12 protein-coding genes are annotated in these 18,656 nt (G+C 36.3%); 9 read left to right on the top strand and 3 right to left on the bottom strand.

Features of this window, described 5'->3' with window-relative positions; genetic code table 11:
* Position 1: 1 nt before the first annotated feature.
* Positions 2-1,147, bottom strand: a complete 1,146-nt coding sequence (locus MYRA21_RS17565) for a PepSY domain-containing protein (protein WP_039330126.1) — start codon at positions 1,145-1,147, stop codon at positions 2-4.
* Positions 1,148-1,313: 166 nt separating this feature from the next.
* Between MYRA21_RS17565 and MYRA21_RS17560 the strand changes: the two genes are divergently transcribed.
* Together MYRA21_RS17560 and MYRA21_RS17555 are read left to right on the top strand one after the other, a co-directional pair.
* Positions 1,314-2,288: an AraC family transcriptional regulator gene (locus MYRA21_RS17560; protein WP_039330125.1), complete on the top strand. Its 975-nt coding sequence runs from the start codon at positions 1,314-1,316 to the stop codon at positions 2,286-2,288.
* Positions 2,289-2,428: 140 nt separating this feature from the next.
* Positions 2,429-3,361 (top strand): helix-turn-helix domain-containing protein, encoded by a 933-nt coding sequence (locus MYRA21_RS17555; protein WP_039330124.1) that lies wholly within the window; start codon positions 2,429-2,431, stop codon positions 3,359-3,361.
* A gap of 122 nt (positions 3,362-3,483) precedes the next feature.
* On the opposite strand, the gene MYRA21_RS17550 is transcribed toward MYRA21_RS17555, so the two are convergent.
* Positions 3,484-4,374 carry a DMT family transporter gene (locus MYRA21_RS17550; RefSeq protein ID WP_016649037.1) on the bottom strand — a complete coding sequence of 297 codons (891 nt, stop codon included), beginning with the start codon at positions 4,372-4,374 and terminating at the stop codon, positions 3,484-3,486.
* A gap of 95 nt (positions 4,375-4,469) precedes the next feature.
* Here MYRA21_RS17550 and MYRA21_RS17545 point away from each other — a divergent pair, with 95 nt between their 5' ends.
* Positions 4,470-5,891 carry a PLP-dependent aminotransferase family protein gene (locus tag MYRA21_RS17545; RefSeq protein ID WP_039330123.1) on the top strand — a complete coding sequence of 474 codons (1,422 nt, stop codon included), beginning with the start codon at positions 4,470-4,472 and terminating at the stop codon, positions 5,889-5,891.
* Positions 5,892-6,048: 157 nt separating this feature from the next.
* Positions 6,049-7,050 carry a UDP-3-O-(3-hydroxymyristoyl)glucosamine N-acyltransferase gene (lpxD, locus tag MYRA21_RS17540; protein ID WP_006264112.1) on the top strand — a complete coding sequence of 334 codons (1,002 nt, stop codon included), beginning with the start codon at positions 6,049-6,051 and terminating at the stop codon, positions 7,048-7,050.
* 225 nt (positions 7,051-7,275) lie between these two features.
* Here lpxD and MYRA21_RS17535 read toward each other — a convergent pair whose 3' ends face one another.
* Positions 7,276-8,121, bottom strand: a complete 846-nt coding sequence (locus MYRA21_RS17535) for an aminoglycoside 6-adenylyltransferase (protein WP_039330122.1) — start codon at positions 8,119-8,121, stop codon at positions 7,276-7,278.
* 610 nt (positions 8,122-8,731) lie between these two features.
* Here MYRA21_RS17535 and MYRA21_RS17530 point away from each other — a divergent pair.
* The 5 genes from MYRA21_RS17530 (at position 8,732) to MYRA21_RS17510 (ending at position 18,077) form a co-directional block, all read left to right on the top strand.
* The gene (locus MYRA21_RS17530) at positions 8,732-10,891 is read left to right on the top strand and encodes a TonB-dependent receptor (RefSeq protein WP_039330121.1); all 2,160 of its coding nucleotides are present in this window, start codon (positions 8,732-8,734) and stop codon (positions 10,889-10,891) included.
* Positions 10,892-10,949: 58 nt separating this feature from the next.
* Positions 10,950-12,209 carry a hypothetical protein gene (locus MYRA21_RS17525; RefSeq protein ID WP_039330120.1) on the top strand — a complete coding sequence of 420 codons (1,260 nt, stop codon included), beginning with the start codon at positions 10,950-10,952 and terminating at the stop codon, positions 12,207-12,209.
* Positions 12,210-12,645: 436 nt separating this feature from the next.
* Complete coding sequence (locus MYRA21_RS17520; protein WP_039330119.1) at positions 12,646-14,391, top strand: ABC transporter ATP-binding protein; 1,746 nt, start codon at positions 12,646-12,648, stop codon at positions 14,389-14,391.
* A gap of 5 nt (positions 14,392-14,396) precedes the next feature.
* Positions 14,397-16,160, top strand: a complete 1,764-nt coding sequence (locus MYRA21_RS17515) for an ABC transporter ATP-binding protein (RefSeq protein ID WP_039330118.1) — start codon at positions 14,397-14,399, stop codon at positions 16,158-16,160.
* Between the two features lie 357 nt (positions 16,161-16,517).
* On the top strand, positions 16,518-18,077 hold the full coding sequence (locus MYRA21_RS17510) for an NAD(P)/FAD-dependent oxidoreductase (protein WP_039330117.1): 1,560 nt from the start codon (positions 16,518-16,520) through the stop codon (positions 18,075-18,077).
* The last annotated feature ends 579 nt before the right edge of the window (positions 18,078-18,656 follow it).

The following is an 18,656-nucleotide window of genomic DNA, read 5'->3' as shown; positions in this document are numbered from 1 at the left end:
ACTATTTTTTAGATTTTGATTTTTTGTTTCGGCGTCCCCACCATACTAAGAATCCAGTGATAGGAAGACTAGTTGCAATAATACCAGCTATAAACGTAGAGAACTTACCTAGCTGTCCCCACCATTGCCCCATGTGTATTTGCCAGACTAGATTGTCTACCTTATCGTAGATCTTTTGTTCTTTGCTATCATTGACCATTTCTCCACTGAATTTGTCAAAGTAAATAGCTTCTTTCCCTTCTTCACTTTTTAGACCAGCATTGGTTCCTAAAAAGAAAGGGTATATGCTTACATTGTCATAATTATAAGTCCAGATTCTGATGATTGTTTTATCTGGGTGTAAGTCAAATGCTTTTTGGATTAAAACATTCGTATCATAGAACGCAAAATCTTTAGTCGCTTCATGGTCTCTAGGATAATCTTGTAAGGTATAGAACCACATTTTACCTTCCCCTCCGAATAGACTTACAGTTCCTTTCATTAAAGGGCTAAAGAAGATAAGTAAACCCGTCATTCCAAGTAGAAAGCAAATAATAGCACTATAGAAACCAAATACATTGTGTAGATCGTAATTTAGACGTTTAAACTTAGCTTTCCATTTAATCTTAAAACTACTATCTCTAGTTGCCTTTGTCCATTTTTTAGGCCACCAAAGGACTAATCCGGTCAAAGTACTTAACACAAATATGATAGTAGAGATTGCGACTATCCAACCTCCTGTTTTACCCATTAACAGATTAGAGTGAAGTTGAGCCATAACATAGAAGAAACCGATAGAGCGATCCTGTTTTAGTACCTCCCCAGTATACGGGTTAATATAGATAAAACTTAGCTTTCGATCCTTTAGATCAACTGAATTAATAACCCAGCTTTTAGCAGGATCTTTATCTACCACGATATAAGAAAAACTATGTCCTGGGAATTTCTCTTTGTGTATAGCTGTGATCTCATCTATTTTTAAAGGAACTCCTTTAGGCTCTATATAGCGTGCTTCTTTCCCTGCAGACCACTGCATGATTTCATCTCCATATACAATGATAGTCCCTGTAAGAGAGACAAAGACTAGTATAATACCAGCGACAATACTAGGCCATAAATGTAACCAAGCAATGATTTTGGAGAAAGTTGATTTACCTTTTTTCTTCATGAGATAAGTAGACTTATAGTGATAGTGGGGAGTTACCTATAAAGTAAAACGGCTATAACTATGTTGTTTAAAAGTTATTTAGATTTAATTCAAATTGTTGTGATGCGAAAATAGTAGTAAATTTGCCTCATCATCTACGCAAAAAGTATTAATAAATCTACGAGTTATGAGTCTTTTATATCAGCAATATCAAGAGGTATTAAAGAATATTCCAAACCGCATTGAGTGGGGGAGTGGTGAACAGTACAAAGAGAGATATGGGCAGTTTACCTTTAAAGGAATTCCTATTAAACAGAAGTTTATTGATCATCCCTACTTTATTATCTCTTATGGAGAGTGGAGTGTACCTACTACTGTAGATGTCGCTGTTATTAACGAAAAGAGTACTTTTAAACTAATGTTAGAGTTAGAGGGGTATTCTTGTTATTCTACAGCAAGAGAGACGATAGAGGTTCCGCAGGATTGCTTTAATTTGCTTTATGTACCTCGTGTAAATGGGCATTTGAAGTATAAAACAAATAGAAAGGTAGTGGAGGTTCTTTTTGATGAAGACTATTTCGCACAACTAGTTGAGACTAAAATACCTGCTTTGTCTTCTTTTTTAAATTTAGTTAAACAAGGAAAGACGACTACACTATTTGCAAAAGCGAAAACAATCCCTGTAGAGATACATCAGTTATTATTGAATATTTTACAGAGTGATGTTCATCCAGATTTGAAACTAGTTTATTTAGAGACTAAGGTAACAGAACTTTTACTGTTAAGTGTTCAGGAGTCTTTAGAGAGGCAGGTAGCTCCAATAGAAGAAATAAAATCTATGAATGATGCGGATAAACTATTGCATATTAAAACTTGGATAGATAATCACTTTTTGCAAGACATAACATTCTCTATGCTGAGTCAACGATTCTATATCAATGAGTATAAACTGAAGAAGTATTTTAAAAAATACTATGATTCTTCTTTGATTAGATATGTAAGAGATTTGCGTTTTGAGTATGCGTATCAGTTATTATCGTCACAGAAATTCTCAGTCAATAAAGTTGCTGAATTACTTCACTATGAGTATCCTCAGCATTTTGCTATTGCATTTAAGAAGAAGTATGGCGTTCCTCCTAGTACTTTAATTCACAGAAAATAGGAGTGAAGAAATAGGGTGTTGTCCTAATTAAATATTAATTAACGAATATTATTTAGAGTTGATTTAAATTAGGGAAGTCTTTTTAAGTACCTTTGTCACTTTCAATCAGTAGAATAGTAATAATTCTTTAGTTTGGTATCATGGTTAAAGAGACATTGATAAATGTAGGAGAGCGGTATGCTAGTCATGGCATAAAAGGGAATATACAGTTGTTAGATATGGAAGAGTTACATATCGATCACGTCTCTTTACAGCATAAGACTAGACAACAGAAAGAAGTGTTAAGAGATCAGAAGCACATTGAGCTTTTCTTTTTGTTTCAAGGAGAACACTTTTACCAATCCAATAAAAAACAATGCGTCAATACTTCTACAGGACGTTTTAGTTTTTTTCATCTGCCTTATATCGATGGCTCCCTTGCTTTTAATCCTGTTGAAGAAAACTACAGTGCTATAGGCATAGAGCTAACATTGCCTTATTTAGAGCGTGTGTTTAATGGAGATCTAGAGTTGTTAGGAGACTTTGGTAAATCTTTGTACAGTGAGAGAGAAAGTGCTTTTTCTTCTAACTTAATGATTGTTCCAGAGATGAAGAAGTTACTGTATGACTTAGTCAATAATTCTTATGATGGTATGATGAAGAAGATTTATATGGAGACCAAGATTGTAGAGCTCCTTCTTTTAGTGATTAAGTATAGTGGAGATTATAAATATGAGATGGTAAGTGGTTCACTGACGAGGAGTGATGTTGATAAGCTATATTATGTCAGAGAGTTAGTGAGTAATAATCTTCAGAATCCATATTCTTTAAGAGAGCTTTCTAGATTAGCAGGAATCAATGAGTTTAAACTAAAAAGAGGGTTTAAAGAACTGTTCTCTACTACCATTTTTAATCATCTCTATGATGAGCGTATGGAATTGGGGCAGAAGCTATTGATAGAACAAGATTTATCTATCGCAGATATCGCACAACAAGTAGGGTATAAAAATCCTACACACTTTACTGCTGCTTTTAAACGCAAGTTTAATGAGTTGCCTAAAGATGTAAAGAGTGGTAATTTTGTTCAGTTTTAAGAATTAAGAGCCAATCCCTTTTTAGCTAAAAATAAACAGTGCAGAAGGAGGAAATATCAAAAGTAAGGTGATTGCTTTTAGTATTGTTCTACACTGTTTGAAGTAGCTAGTAATTGGGGTTACTAACCGAATTTTTTACTTCCAGCTACGCATAGAATAACGCCTACAGTTACTGCAATCATAGCTGTGCTTACCTGTTCGTTTAAAAGACTTGCTGCAAGTGCTAACCCAAAGAAAGGCTGTAATAACTGTAGTTGTCCTACAGAAGCAATACCTCCTTGTGCTAATCCTTTATACCAGAATACGAACCCCACAAACATACTAAATATTCCTAGATATGATACCCCTATCCATGCTTCTGTGCTTATTAGAGAAGGTACTTCAGGAGCAGTAATCAACATAATTGGTATAGATACAGGAAGAGATAATACGACTGCCCAAGAGATAACTTGCCATCCGCCAAGAGATTTAGATAGTTTAGCTCCTTCAGCATAACTTAGCCCGCATAATAAGATAGCGAGAAGCATTAATATATCGCCTATAGGAGAACTTGTAACCCCTTGTAGAAAGGCAAATCCCACTACTAATAGACATCCAAGTATCGAGAATAACCAGAAGATAGGCTTTGGTTTTTCTCCACCTCTCCATACCGCAAATACAGCAGTACACATCGGTAATGTCCCTAAGAATACTAGTGAATGTGCTGAGGTGATATATTGTAACGCTAATGCGGATAATAAAGGAAATCCAATAACTCCGCCTATAGCGACTATAAATAAAGGCAATAATTGTTTTTTAGTAGGTCTTTTTTCTTTAAAGACAAGTAGACATAACAGCGCTAATATACCAGCAATACCTGCTCTAGCTGCTGTTACGAATATTGGGTCTAATTCTAGTACAGCTACTTTAGTAGCAGGCATAGAACCACTGAATAGTAGTACTCCTATGAATCCATTGATCCAACCACTTGTTGAAGTTTGTTGTGCTGAATCAATTACACTAGTTTGTTTCATTTTCTTGATGTTTTATTTTTTAACAAAAATATACTGTATTAGTATGTAGTACAGTATCAATTTTGTAATTTTGGAAGGACACAGTTGAGATTGTTATGGAACAGAATTATTTGTATTTGAATATAGCAGATGCTATTGCTAGTCAGATTAGAGCAGGCGTCCTAAGAGAAGGAGACAGACTTCCTTCTGTAAGAATGTTGTGCACAGAACATCAAATTAGTATGAATACAGCCAAACGAGTGTATTTAGAACTAGAGACACAGGCATTAATAGAATCTAAGCCTCAGTCAGGATATTTTGTAAGTAACCTATCCTATACGGATATTCCTTTGCCTCAGCCGAGTAACCCTATCTTTTTAGCAAATAATAAGGAACCTAAGGAGATTATTCGCAAGGTATATTCTAATATGGGAAATAGAAAGCTGACCTTATTCTCGTATAGTACACTATATGATGAGTTTTTACCTTTGGCCAAAATGAAGAAAGAGATTATAGCAGCCTCTAGATCATTAGTAGATGGAGGGATAGAATATGACTCTGTACAGGGCAATCTTAATTTGAGGAGAATGATCGCACAGCGTTCTATCACTTGGGGAGGTAGTCTTAAAGAAGAAGATATTATTACGACTAATGGAAGCATGAGCGCTATTTCGTTGTGTTTATTAGCATTAGGCAAACCTGGAGATACCATTGCAATAGAAAGTCCTTGCTACCCAGGTATCTTTCAGCTAGCTATTGATTTAGGATTTAAAGTGATTGAGTTACCCACAGATCCAGTTTCTGGTATTGATGTGCAGTCTCTTAGGGATGCAGTAGAGCATATCGATATGTGTCTATTGATCTCTAATTATAATACTCCATTAGGAAGCTGTATGCCTGATGAGAATAAGAAGGAAATAGTAGAACTCTTAGAGAAACATGATATCCCATTGATAGAGGATGATGTCTATGGAGATATGTATTTTGGTAATCAGCGTCCTAAATGTTGTAAAGCCTTTGATAAGACAGGTAATGTGATCTGGTGTAGTTCTGTATCTAAGACCTTGACTCCTGGATATCGCGTAGGGTGGGTGTCACCTGGTAAGTATAAGAATAAGATCATGCATCAAAAGTTAGTGCATTTAATCTCTACACCTCCTTTAATGCAAGAAGCTGTAGCTAGCTTTATGCGCTCAGGTAATTATGATAAGCACCTGCGTAAACTTAGAAAAGAGATCTATAGCAATTATCAGAAATATTTGAATACCATTATTACTAGTTTTCCATTGGGTACTAAGGTTAATCGTCCTCAAGGTGGATTATCACTATGGATTGAGTTTGATCCTTCTATTGAGGCGATGGATTTATATGACTTAGCTATTGCGGAGGGCATTAGTATAGCACCAGGTAGAATGTTTACGGTACAAGAACAATTCGAGAACTGTATCCGACTGTGCATAGGCCTGCCTTGGTCAGAGAATGTTGAAGCTAAACTTAAAAGAGTAGGAGAATTGAGTAAACAATTATTGAGGAAATAAGAAGACTTTCTAGTTTTATAATTTAGGTGATTTTATTTTTTTGAATATAAATACATGTAATTGTTTGTTAAAATAAATAAATATCGTTTTGTGATGAAATATTTTTTGATTTTATTCGTTTTAATTAAATAAAACTCAAAAACTTTATTTCACAATTATGAAATTATACTCTTTAACTGAATTGAACGATGTTTTAAATGGCGTTGTTGTAGGAAGTACATTAAGACAGATTAGTACAGCTGAGCAGTTGGAAAAAGCCAAAGAATGTCAAGTCTCATTTATAGGTAATAAAAAGTACGAACGCTTATGGGGGGAATCAAAAGCCCCTATTGCTATTGTAAATAAAGATATTTCTATTCTACCAGGTATAGATAGAGCGTTTATTAAAGTAGATAATGTTGATTTAGCATTAGCTAAATTGCTTACACTATTTGCGCCTAAGATGCCTGTATTTAAAGAAGATATTCACCCTAATGCTACGATAGATAGCACAGCAGTAATAGGTGAAGGAGCTAAAATAGCAGCTGGTTGTGTAATCGGTGAAAATGTAATAATCGGAAAAAATGTAAAGATGTATCCTAATGTCACTGTATTAGATGACAGTACGATTGGTGATAATACGATATTGTGGTCTGGTGTCATTGTGCGTGAGCGCAGTCATATCGGACATAACTGTATTTTACATCCTAACGCAGTGATTGGAGCTGATGGATTTGGTTTCTGTCCGTCTCCTGAGTTAGGGTTAGTGAAGATACCTCAGATCGGTAATGTAGTTATTGGTAATTATGTTGAGATAGGAGCGAATTCATGTGTAGATAGAGGAAAGTTTAGCGCTACCATTATTGGAGATGGTTGTAAGATTGACAATCTTGTTCAGATAGGACATAATTGTGAGTTAGGAAAATTCTGTATCATGGCTGGTAATAGTGGTTTAGCAGGTTCAGTTACACTAAAAGACTTTGTGGTGATAGGAGGTAGTGCTTCTATTAAAGATCACGTTACTATCGGGCAGGGTGCTGTAGTAGGAGCTGGATCAGGAGTGACTGGAGATGTAGAAGCAGGTAAGACAGTATTAGGATACCCTGCTCAAGAAGCAAAAACAACGTTGAGACAATGGGCTGCACTAAAGCAATTGGTAACCAATAGAACAAAGAACTAATCTTTTAACCCAAAATACGCAATAGACATATAAACGAAAAGTAAGTATACGAAATAGGTCTGAATTAGTGACAAAAGTATACACTAGTATGGTTTTAGAGCTAATGAAAAAGCTATGAAGTAGAATGGTTTTGCAGTATTTAGGTTTAATAATAATCTATAAGCGACTAACTGATAAGGGTTAGTCGCTTTTTTTTATATACCTCTATTTGTGATGATTCATTTATTAATCTTGATAGATTCTATTGATATACTGTAAGGCATTCGTAGCTTCTTCTACATTTACTTTTAGGACAAGTCGTTTACCTAGTTCTATTTGTAGTTCTTGAAAGAAAGTAGTCATGGTGTGAAAGGCTTCCCATGTATTTTGAATATTAGCATTGCTATAGGTTCTTAATACCTTGTTATAGTCTTCATCGCTTAAGTAGTTCTTAATGAATTTACCTGATTTGCCTATAGAAACGCTAAAATGGTGTTCACTCCCTATTTTCCAAGCTAGTAATTGTAAGAACATAGGACGGACGACAGACTCCATCATATCTTTTGCATATACTCTTTCTTCTCTAGCCAGTCCCTTAGTGACATTAGTAGAACACCACCAAAACTCATTACACACTTCTGTAAACTCCCGTTGAGTAGGGCGTTGTACATGGTAGTCGTTATCAGAAGACTCGGGTATGTCTTTAAATATTCCATCTTTGTCTAGCCATACGATAGAGAGACTGTCTTTTTTATACTGCTTTAATTGATCTACTGGGAATAGGGTAAGGTCTAATCTACTACCATCTTCATAAATCATTAAATAAGCATACGAAATAGAAGGAATACCCTCTTCATTACCTAAGTGCATATCATCTGGTAATTGTTGTAGGGCAGGCTGTCCAAAGGTTTTGTAGACAATACCTTCTTTCTTGATACTTTCTATATCAGTCACCATATAGATGATATCATAATCTTGGTACTGATCAGGAGTAACCATCGGGTTAGCCCTTGAACCATTGAGAATAACAGCTCTAATGCGGTCATCTTGTTTGGCTAATTGAAGGATCTCTGTTTGTAATGGTGAAGCCATATAGGTGTTTTTAAGACGAATAAGCAAGATAATTAAATTAAAATGATTCACAGTGGTGTTTTTAGGAGTAGAATAAAGTTTTTTAATAGTCTAGCATTGCCACTCAAATACAATGCTATTACTCAATAACTAGAAAATCCATAGATAAGGACGTATATCTCACTTGATCTGCATAGCCATTAAGAAGGAAGTTCTACATAAGGAAGAGAGACTACGAGGAAGTAAATGCCTGTGTGCAGCTCTAATTGAAGATAGTTACTCCTCATTTTTATTCTTCAAAAACAGCAGTGGTCGCATAGTTATCGCATAGTGATGGCATACTGCTCGCATATTTTTGCCTGCTTTTTATGCGACCACTATGGAATCAAACTACGATTAGTATATCATCATAGCTATACACAGGGTATCAGGGGGATAAGTCAACGAATTCTAATGCTGAGTTCTGAAGTACAAGAAGTGTTGTCTTCCTTTTTAATGAATCTAAATAATACTCCTTCTTGCGTCTTTTATATTCCTTTTAGCGTCAGTACTCAGGCAAAGGGATGCCTACTTTTGCCCTATCAATAAGAGAGATAGTCTTCCACAGAGCTATTCTATAAGAGAGATCAAGATGAAAATACCATACCTTACTTTATCCTTAATCGCTGTTTTATCATTTAATTCTAAATCTGTTTTTGCACAACAAGATACTTTACAAAATACAGGGTTAAATGAAGTGATTATTCAGAGAGAAACCAAAGCCGAAAAAGAAAGTCGTCAACCTATACGTGCTACTGTACTTGATGTAAAAGCGATGAAACAACAGCCGTCTAGTGTGATCGAGCTGATGAACAGAACAGTAGGTGTACGAGTGAGACAAACAGGGGGATTAGGTAATGCTACTAATTTGATGTTGAACGGTTTTGAAGGAAAGGCGATAAAGTATTTTAAGGATGGGGTTCCGATGGATTATTTAGGGAATGCCTTTAGTTATGCTATTGTACCGCCTACGATGATTGATCGCATTGAGATCTATAAAGGGGTGGTACCTGTAGCCTTAGGGGCAGATGCATTAGGAGGAGCAGTTAATATTGTAACGAAAGAGCCTGAAAGTAATCAATCTGTAGATGTATCTTATCAGATAGGTTCTTATAACACTCATAGAGGTACCGTAAACGCTTATTTTCAAGATAAAAAGACAGGCTTATTCGGAGGAGTAAATGCTTTTATTAATTACTCTGATAACAATTATAAGGTCAATGTGCCTTACACTGATCCAGAAACGGCACAGGTAAGTAGAGAAAAACACAAACTGTTTCACAACCGTTTCTCTAATGGATTTGTAGAAGGGTTTGTGGGAGTGAAGAACAAGACTTGGGCAGATGAGTTGCGTTTGACTGTAAGTAGCTTTTACATTAATAAACAGCACAATTACGGGATGACGATGAACTATCCATTCGGAGGAGTGACGAGTAATATGAATTCTGTAGTGCCAACACTTCGCTATCGCAAGGCTTTTTTAGATAAAGACTTGAAGTTAGATCAATTCCTTGTCTATAATACACTGCATTCTAGTTATACAGATACGATTAAAGGGTTTTACGACTGGAGAGGGAAGTTCACTCCAGTACCTAGTAAGAATGGAGAAGCGACTACTAGTGGAAGCATCAAAAAGTTACGTTATTATAACTTCGTATCTCGTACTAATCTATCTTACCGATTAGACAATGGGTTTATAGAGTTAAACTCTGTTTACAATACCTCTACTCGTCGTGGTTCTGACCCTTACGGAGAGACATTTCCTTTCTCTAAGATAGATATGTTACAGCGTTCTGTAGTATTCCAAAAGTGGATTACAGGGCTAAACTGGAGGTTATACGCCTTAGATGATCGTCTGACGAATGACTTATCGGCGAAGTATTACTACTTGCGTACAGAAGGGTATGAGAGTGCGCATGGAGACACTTCGATGGAGCAGAAAAGATCTAAAACAAAAGGGAACTGGGGAGTATCAGAGTCGTTAAAATATCAGATTAACGATCGTATGTATGCTAGATTCTCAGGAGAAGTAGCCGTACGTCTACCAGAGCAAGAAGAGTTCTTCGGGGATGGAACATTCACGCGTACCAATTTTGCTTTAAAACCAGAAAAGAGTTGGAACTATAATCTAGGATTTAACTATAATAATCAAACCAACTTCATGACAGAGGTCAATGTGTTCTACAGAAGAACGCATGATATGATCATGCTGTTAAACACGGGTATTTTTGGTAGTTACGAGAACATAGAAAAGATAAAAGGAGTTGGAGTAGAGGTGGATGCAGCATATTCTCCATTAAAGTGGTTGAGACTGTCTGGTAACGTGACATATCAAGACTTTAGATTATATGATAAAGAAGACAAGACGTATGAGGGTTCTCGTCTGAGAAATACACCTTATTTCTTCGCTAACCTTGGTTTGCGTACTTCACATGACAATGTATTCAAGGCAGGAGACAAGTTCTCGTTTTATTACAACTACAGTTTTGTAAAGGCTTATTACCTAGACTTTATTCCTAAAGAATTTGAACCTAGTGGTTTCTTAGGATTATGGGGAAAAGCACAGGTTAATGCAGAAGCTTATGTGATCCCTGATCAGAATTTACATTCTACAGGAGTGGTGTGGAGTTATTCACCTAAACTGTCTTTCGGTTTAGAAGCTAAGAACTTGTTTAACAGTGAAATATTTGACAATTATAAAATACAAAATGAAGGGTTTAGTCTTCATTTTAAAGTGAATATGTCTCTTTAGGAGAGGAACAATTTAGAAATACAGAAACTTATCATTAAAACACAATAAATTTATTAAAATGAAAAAAAGCATTTTTAGCACTAAAACGATAGGAGCATTAGCTATGGCAGGGTTATTTGCTTTTGCATCATGTTCATCAGATGATAATTCAAGTTCAGAGCCAACTAAACCAGTTGAGCCAACGAAGACATCTTATGCACTATTAACAGCTACATTAGGAGTACAGCCATTCGTAGGATACTTATCTAACTATGATAAAATGCCTGAAGGGGATTTAGACAATATCCATAAAGGGTCATTACAGATAAAAGGGAATGGAATGAAAGCGTATGGAGAATGGGTATTCCAACGTCTTCAACTAGGACGTGTGTCTTCTCCAGATGACGGTATCTTGAGATATTCTATTAATGCAGACGGTTCTTTATCAGAGACAGGTAGAATCACAGGAATGTCTTCTAACTTTTATGTACATGATAAAACGACTGGATACTATGCCGATATAGGAAGAGGATTGTTAAAGATACAAGTATTCAATCCTTCTACAATGCAGCGTACAGGAGAAATAGACCTTTCTGTAGTAGAAGATAAAAAAGCAGAATACCAAGCTGTGGGATCTCGCTTTATCGCGTCTAAAGATGGAAAATTATATGTAGATATCATCACAGGTTCTAAAGATGGACAAGGTAGTCAGATGAAAGACCCTGCTCCAGGATATATTAAACTAGCAGTGATCGACATCGCTACTGGTAAATATGAAAAAACGATTCAAGATAACCGTATCAGCTATGTAGGATATGGTGGTAACGCTAACCAAATGTGGACTATGGGAGATGATGGAGCGCTATATATGTGTTCTCATGGGTTCGGAGTAAATGGAGCGACTAATGGTTCTGCTATTGTTAGAATTAAAAAAGGAGCAACAGAAATAGATAAAGATTGGATCATTAAGATTGATGATTATGTAAAGGATACTACAGTAGGTTCAGTAGGTGTAAAAGATGGTAAGCTATATACTGCATGGAGTGATAAAGCATTCTCATACACAGATATTTTGCCAAACCCTAATTTTACATACTATGCTTTTGATAAAGAGAATATTGCTGCAGGACCAAAAGCAGTAACTGGTATACCTCAATCTACTTATGCATTCCAAGATGCTCAAGCGATTACTACAATAGATGGTAAAGTGTACTTCAGAGTAGTGAATAACAAAGATTACAACGGATACTATGTATTAGGATCTGATAATGTAGCTAAACCTGCGTTTAACATCGGTAAAGGTGGTCAAGTATGGGGCTTAGTGAAATTAGAAAAATAATAAGTTAAACCCAAATTAAGTGATAGACATATAAACGAAAAGTAATTATACAAAATAGGTCTGAATTAGTGATACAAACATACTGTAGTATGGTTTTAGAACTAATGAAAGAGATATGAAGTAGAAATACTTTGCAGTATTTGGCTAATGCTTAATTAGGGTTTAATTATTTAGAACTCTTTATAGAGTTTGATTGCAATAGTAGAGGAGTTTTCTTCTCTACTATTATTTTTTATGTTTTTTTAGGAAACAGGAACAGGAACAGGAAACAGGGAACAGGAAACAGGGGACGGGAAACAGGGAAATGGGAAACAGGGAACAGGGAAACTGATGATATGATAGCTCAAAGTAGGGAGACTTTGCAGCGAGAACAGAACAAAAAACGATTTCACAGTTTCACGATTTCACAAAACAACAAAATCACAAAAACAATAATATGGCAACAGATAATGTGCTATGGCGTATTGTAAAACCAGTCAAGAAGAAGCTAAACTTTGCAATGGCTCTTTCTGTGGGGTCTACTTTATTGACAATAGCCAATTTAATAATATTAAGTTACCTAATTAATGCACTGTATCACGGAAATACAACACAATTGTTGTATCTATTCGGAGCGATGATCTTATGTGTAGTAGTTAGTTATGTATTACGTCTAAAGTCATTTGACGTATCCCATTACGCAGCTTTTGATTTAGAAGCTATTTTGCGTAAGAATATCAGTCACCATTTGGCGAAGTTACCATTAGGGTTCTTGACTGAGACAGGTTCAGGAGCATTGACTAAAATCTTAAATGAAGATGTTCGTTTATTACATGGATTTGCGGCAGATAGTACCCCTTTATTTGTGCGTACGTATGCCTTTCCAGTAGTTACTTTGGTTGCATTATTTTGGTTTGATTACAGAGTAGCACTAGTTTGTCTAGCTATTCTTATCGTAGGGCTTGGGTTCTTAGCATTAGCGATGAAGAATAAGACAGAAGTAACACATCAATTTAATAAAGCAAAAGAAGATATTAATGTAGCTGTGATAGAGTATGTACAGGCAATGCCGGTAGTACGTGTATTCGATGGAGGAGAGAAATCATTTGTGCGTTATGAGAATGCCTTACAACGCTATTTATCTATTATCACTTTGTGGTTTAAGGAAAACGGATTGAATGCTAAGTTGTCGATGTTTATTTTAAACCCGCTACCTACATTTATTATATTACTTGTGCTAGGAACGTATTGGTTCCAAGAGGGGTCTTTGAGTTTTGTGTCTTTTGTAGCCTCTTTATTATTGGGGACAGGAATGATAGAGTCTATTTTGCCTTACCGAAGTTTGACTAATGTGATCTCTAGAGCTGCAATCAGTGCAAAACGTATAGAAGAATTACTAGAAGTAGAACCTTTAACTTCTACAGGAGAACAAACTTCTGTAAATGATACAACCATTGAGTTTGACAAGGTATCTTTTACTTACCCTGGTAGAGAGGACAAGGCATTAAATAATATCAGCTTTACGGTGAAGCCAGGTACTTTTACTGCTATTACAGGAGCATCAGGAGCAGGGAAGTCTACTGTAGCTCGTTTGTTACCTCGTTTTTGGGATGTTAGTGATGGAGAGATAAGATTGGGTGGAACAGATATCCGCCAATTAAAACCTGAGGTATTATTAGATACAATATCATTTGTGTTTCAAGACAATTTTATTTTCTCTGATACGATTGCAAACAATATCAGAATGGGCGCAGAAGAAGCTACCTTAGAAAAAGTAATGGAAGCGGCTAAGGCTGCCCAAATACACGATTTTATAATGCAACTTCCTGATGGGTATGAGACCTTAGTAAAAGAAAGAGGAAATAACTTCTCAGGTGGACAAAAGCAACGTCTAGCGATTGCTAGAGCGATCTTGAGAAATAAACCTATTCTTATTTTGGATGAGGTAACTTCATTCTCAGATACAGAAAACGAACTATTACTGATGCGTGCTTTCCGCAATCTGATGAAGGACAAAACAGTCATTATGATCGCTCATAGATTAGAGACAATCAAGAATGCGGATCAGATCATTGTGATGGATAAGGGAAGCATTAGCGAGATAGGAACACATGAACAATTAGCCGCTAATCAAGGAATATATCAAGCGATGTGGCAATCGTATACACAAGCGAGAAATTGGCATATTAAATCAGATAAGTAATAGAGATGAGTAAAGTACAAACAAATAAGAGCAGTTCTTTTATCGGTATATTATCTAACCTGATTAAAGCAGCAGGTCCGATGGGTGGACGACTGCGAATGAGTTTAATATTGATATTGTTGTCTTCTGTTTTTCAAGGAGCAGCTTATACTTGCTTTTACCCTATTTTTATGAATATAGGGAAGGGAAAGCCTGAGCAAGTATGGTTTTACATCTGGATAGCATTAGGCTTCGTCGTGATTAGTGCTATCTGTAGATGGATAGGGCAAGACTATGACTATGGAGGTTTTTCTTCACAGGCACAGTATGACCTTCGCAAGAGACAAGGGGAGAAACTGAGGGAGATGCCCTTAGAGTTTTTATCTAATAAGCGCTCTGGAAAGTGGAGTGCCGTGATTAGTAATAATGTAGATGAGGTAATCTCTTATACCATTACAGTGTCAAGTTTGATGATGTATGGCGTGATTACACCTATATCAGTAGGGCTGATGACTTTCTTCTTTGACTGGAAGATTGCTATAGTTATCTTGATTTTATTCCCTGTGATCATCCCGTTGTATCGCTGGAGAAAACCAGCTTATGACCGTGGAATGTATTATCTAAATGAAGTACACTCTGAGCTAAATGCAGAGTCTATAGAGTTTATCCAAGGGTTGCCTGTGCTTAAAGCAAGTAATAGTATAGAGCGTATCGTAGCTCGTTTAAACAAAAGCATTGATAAAGTAAGAGAAGTGCAAATCTTCGGGCATGGCAAAGGGAGTACTCCTAACCTGATTATTACTTCTGCTTTAGAAGTAGGGATGTTAGTATCCTTGGGATTGGGAATATTGTTTGTGCTAAAAGCAGATAGCAATATGATGGTCATGACAGCCTTAATGATTATTGTGATTCGCTTCTCAGAGTTGATCTCTAGCTTTGTACCAATGACCATGATATTTAGTCTGATGGAAGCAGGATATAAGCAAATCACAGCGATGTTAACTGCTCCTGTCTTAGAAGTAAAGACCCCTCAAGCGAAACCAACTTCTTATGGTATAGAGTTTAAAGAAGTAGACTTCTATTATGAAGATGCTCAAGAAAAAACTTTGTCTAATATCAACTTATCTATTGCACCGAAGTCTATTGTAGCTTTAGTAGGACCTTCTGGTTCGGGTAAGACTACGCTGGCAAGAATGATTATGCGCTATGCAGATTGTCAGAAGGGGAGCATTAGTATAGGAGGAGTTGATATTGCTAATTTGAGTCAAAACGATTTGTTGAGTATGATTTCTGTGGTATTCCAAGAGGTTTATTTATTTGATGATACCATAGGTAACAATATCCGTATGGCGAAACCTACTGCTACTCAAGAAGAAATAATAGACGCGGCTAGGCGTGCTCAATGTCATGATTTTATCAGTCAATTGCCTAAAGGGTATGACACACCTATAGGAGATATGGGAAATACCTTATCAGGTGGAGAACGTCAGCGTATCTCTATTGCGAGAGCACTGCTGAAGAACAGCCCAATAGTCATTCTAGATGAACCAACGTCTTCTCTAGACTCTTTAAGCGAACTTGCCGTACAGCGTGCTATCGATGAGCTAGTGAAAGAGAAGATTGTGATTATCATTGCACATAGGTTATCTACAGTCAGAGGCGCGGATAAGATATGTGTCTTAGAAAAAGGTCAGATAGTAGAGGAGGGAACACATGAAGCCTTAATGATAAAACAAGGTAAATACTGTGACCTATGGGAAGCAGAGAAGCAAATAGAAGCTTTGTTTTAAGAAGAAATAGCAATTGTATTCTATAGATTAGAAGGACTAAGGACAGATAGTAGACTCATTTGATAAGCTTACCCCAAGTTCGCTTTTCTTTAGTTCCTTTTATGTAAAAGCTTGTGATATTGTATCACAGGCTTTTTTGTTTTAATGGTGGTAGAGATAAGAAGGTATTACTTTATAATCAGAATAAATAGTATGGGCTTAATATAGTAAATAACTAATAATTAGTTTTTTAGTGTTGTTTTCTGTATTTTGTGTACGGGATGTCAAAAAAATACTGAATGACTATAAAATAGTAAAAAAAACTAAGTGATTTTAGTTTATTTTTGCGCCTTTAATTTTTATTTGCTTTATAAAAAAATGCCACAAGAATTACAGTTACAAGTTCTTCCTGAAGTTGCAGGTACAGCTGATTTATTGACGCAGTACGTTGCAAACCATGTGAAGTGTTCTCCAAAGGACATTAAGCACATCACGATCTTAAAGAGATCTATCGATGCGAGACAACGCACCGTAAAGATCAATTTAAAGGTTGCTGTTTTTTTTGCCGATGAGGATGTCGTGCACAGACATATTGATTTTCCAGAGTATAAAAATGTAAAGGATGCTCCACGTGTTATCGTGGTAGGAGCAGGACCTGCGGGTTATTTTGCAGCATTACAGTTAATCGAACTAGGGGTAAAACCTATTGTAGTCGAAAGAGGAAAAGATGTGCGAGGTCGTCGTCGTGATTTGAAAGCAATAAATATCGATCATATCGTTAATCCGGATTCGAACTACTGTTTCGGAGAAGGAGGAGCGGGGACTTACTCAGATGGTAAGTTGTATACACGTTCTAAAAAGCGTGGTGATGTCAATCGTATACTAGAGTTATTAGTAGCCTTCGGTGCATCACAAGACATCTTAGTAGAAGCACATCCACATATTGGAACGAATAAACTTCCGAAGATTATGCAAGATATGCGTGCTAAGATTGAGGAGTTTGGTGGAGAAGTGTTGTTTGAGAAAAGAGTAGTAGACTTTGTGATCAAAGGAAATGAAATAGAAGGAGTTAAACTACACAATGGAGACCTAATCGAAGCAAAGAAAATAATCTTAGCTACAGGACACTCTGCTCGTGATATCTATGAATTACTAGACCGTAAGAAAGTCTTGATAGAAGCAAAGCCTTTTGCCCTAGGAGTACGTGCAGAGCACCCACAGACGCTGATAGATAAGATACAGTACTCATGTGATTACAGAGGAGAGTTTCTTCCACCAGCACCTTATTCTATCGTGAAGCAGGTCAATGGAAGAGGAATGTATTCATTCTGTATGTGTCCAGGTGGAGTAATTGCACCCTGTGCTACAGCACCAGGAGAAGTAGTAACCAATGGATGGTCACCGTCTAAACGCGATCAAGCAACAGCCAATTCGGGTATCGTAGTAGAATTGCGTTTAGAAGACTTTAAACCTTTTGAAAAGTTCGGAGCTTTAGCAGGTATGGAATTTCAAAAATCGATAGAACAACAAGCTTATAGGGTAGCTGGAGAGACACAGCGTGTACCTGCACAGCGTATGGTAGACTTCTCTCAGTCTAAAGTATCGGAGTCTATCCCTAAGACGTCTTATCTACCTGGTACGACTTCTATAGAGTTAGGACAGGTATTCCCAGGTTTCTTGACACAAATCATGAGACAGGGATTCCAAGAGTTCGGCAAGTCGATGAAAGGGTATTTCACGAATGAGGCTATCTTACACGCTCCAGAGAGTAGAACATCCTCTCCAGTGCGTATCCCTCGTGAGGATTATACTTTAGAACACCCTCAGATCAAAGGACTTTATCCATGTGGAGAAGGGGCAGGGTATGCAGGTGGTATTGTATCTGCTGCCATCGATGGTGAGAAATGTGCGATTATGTGTGTCGAGAGCATGCAGTAATTAATTAAGAATTTAGAATTAGGAATTAGGAGTGTATTGCCTACGGCATTTGGTATATATTATGCAATTTTGATGCTGTATCAGCACACAATCGTAGGGATGTATTAGATACATCCGACACCCAGTAGATCATAGTTCTTTTTAAAGACATAAAATTTAATATACAAGCCTAATTACGAGAGTAGTTAGGCTTTTTTATGTTATAAACGTATCAACAAGATATAACTAATACTTTTCAAGTTATCACTATCCTAGCTATATGTTCATTCCTTGTCGACTTCTTCATTTATTCTAGGAGGGGGTAGAAACTAAATTGTTAATGTTCTTAATGTGTCATTATTTGTCTAGGAAAGGAATAGGGAGTTCGGTAGCTTTATGAGGAGAGATTATTCTTGTAAAAGAATAATTATTTCGTATGTTTTTAATATAACTAGATTAGTGGATGTATTAATCATAAAAAGAGTATAATTTTAGGAAATGTATTTTTTATTTAGATAGTATGTAAATAAGAATTAACGTAATTACTAAGGTAGTTAGTTAATTGTTTATTCAAAGTTTTAAGAGAGTAAATATGTCTTA

The sequence above is a fragment of the Myroides sp. A21 genome (genome assembly GCF_000807225.1).
GTDB classification, from domain to species: domain Bacteria; phylum Bacteroidota; class Bacteroidia; order Flavobacteriales; family Flavobacteriaceae; genus Flavobacterium; species Flavobacterium odoratimimum.
The sequence above is the reverse complement of the archived record's forward strand: the minus strand, read 5'-3'. Positions and strand labels throughout refer to the sequence as shown.

Bases quoted from the DNA above. Each gene is read 5' to 3' on its own strand.
- MYRA21_RS17565 (WP_039330126.1), bottom strand. From the start codon at position 1,147: ATGAAGAAAAAAGGTAAATCAACTTTCTCCAAAATCATTGCTTGGTTA.
- MYRA21_RS17560 (WP_039330125.1), top strand. From the start codon at position 1,314: ATGAGTCTTTTATATCAGCAATATCAAGAGGTATTAAAGAATATTCCA.
- MYRA21_RS17555 (WP_039330124.1), top strand. From the start codon at position 2,429: ATGGTTAAAGAGACATTGATAAATGTAGGAGAGCGGTATGCTAGTCAT.
- MYRA21_RS17550 (WP_016649037.1), bottom strand. From the start codon at position 4,374: ATGAAACAAACTAGTGTAATTGATTCAGCACAACAAACTTCAACAAGT.
- MYRA21_RS17545 (WP_039330123.1), top strand. From the start codon at position 4,470: ATGGAACAGAATTATTTGTATTTGAATATAGCAGATGCTATTGCTAGT.
- lpxD (WP_006264112.1), top strand. From the start codon at position 6,049: ATGAAATTATACTCTTTAACTGAATTGAACGATGTTTTAAATGGCGTT.
- MYRA21_RS17535 (WP_039330122.1), bottom strand. From the start codon at position 8,121: ATGGCTTCACCATTACAAACAGAGATCCTTCAATTAGCCAAACAAGAT.
- MYRA21_RS17530 (WP_039330121.1), top strand. From the start codon at position 8,732: ATGAAAATACCATACCTTACTTTATCCTTAATCGCTGTTTTATCATTT.
- MYRA21_RS17525 (WP_039330120.1), top strand. From the start codon at position 10,950: ATGAAAAAAAGCATTTTTAGCACTAAAACGATAGGAGCATTAGCTATG.
- MYRA21_RS17520 (WP_039330119.1), top strand. From the start codon at position 12,646: ATGGCAACAGATAATGTGCTATGGCGTATTGTAAAACCAGTCAAGAAG.
- MYRA21_RS17515 (WP_039330118.1), top strand. From the start codon at position 14,397: ATGAGTAAAGTACAAACAAATAAGAGCAGTTCTTTTATCGGTATATTA.
- MYRA21_RS17510 (WP_039330117.1), top strand. From the start codon at position 16,518: ATGCCACAAGAATTACAGTTACAAGTTCTTCCTGAAGTTGCAGGTACA.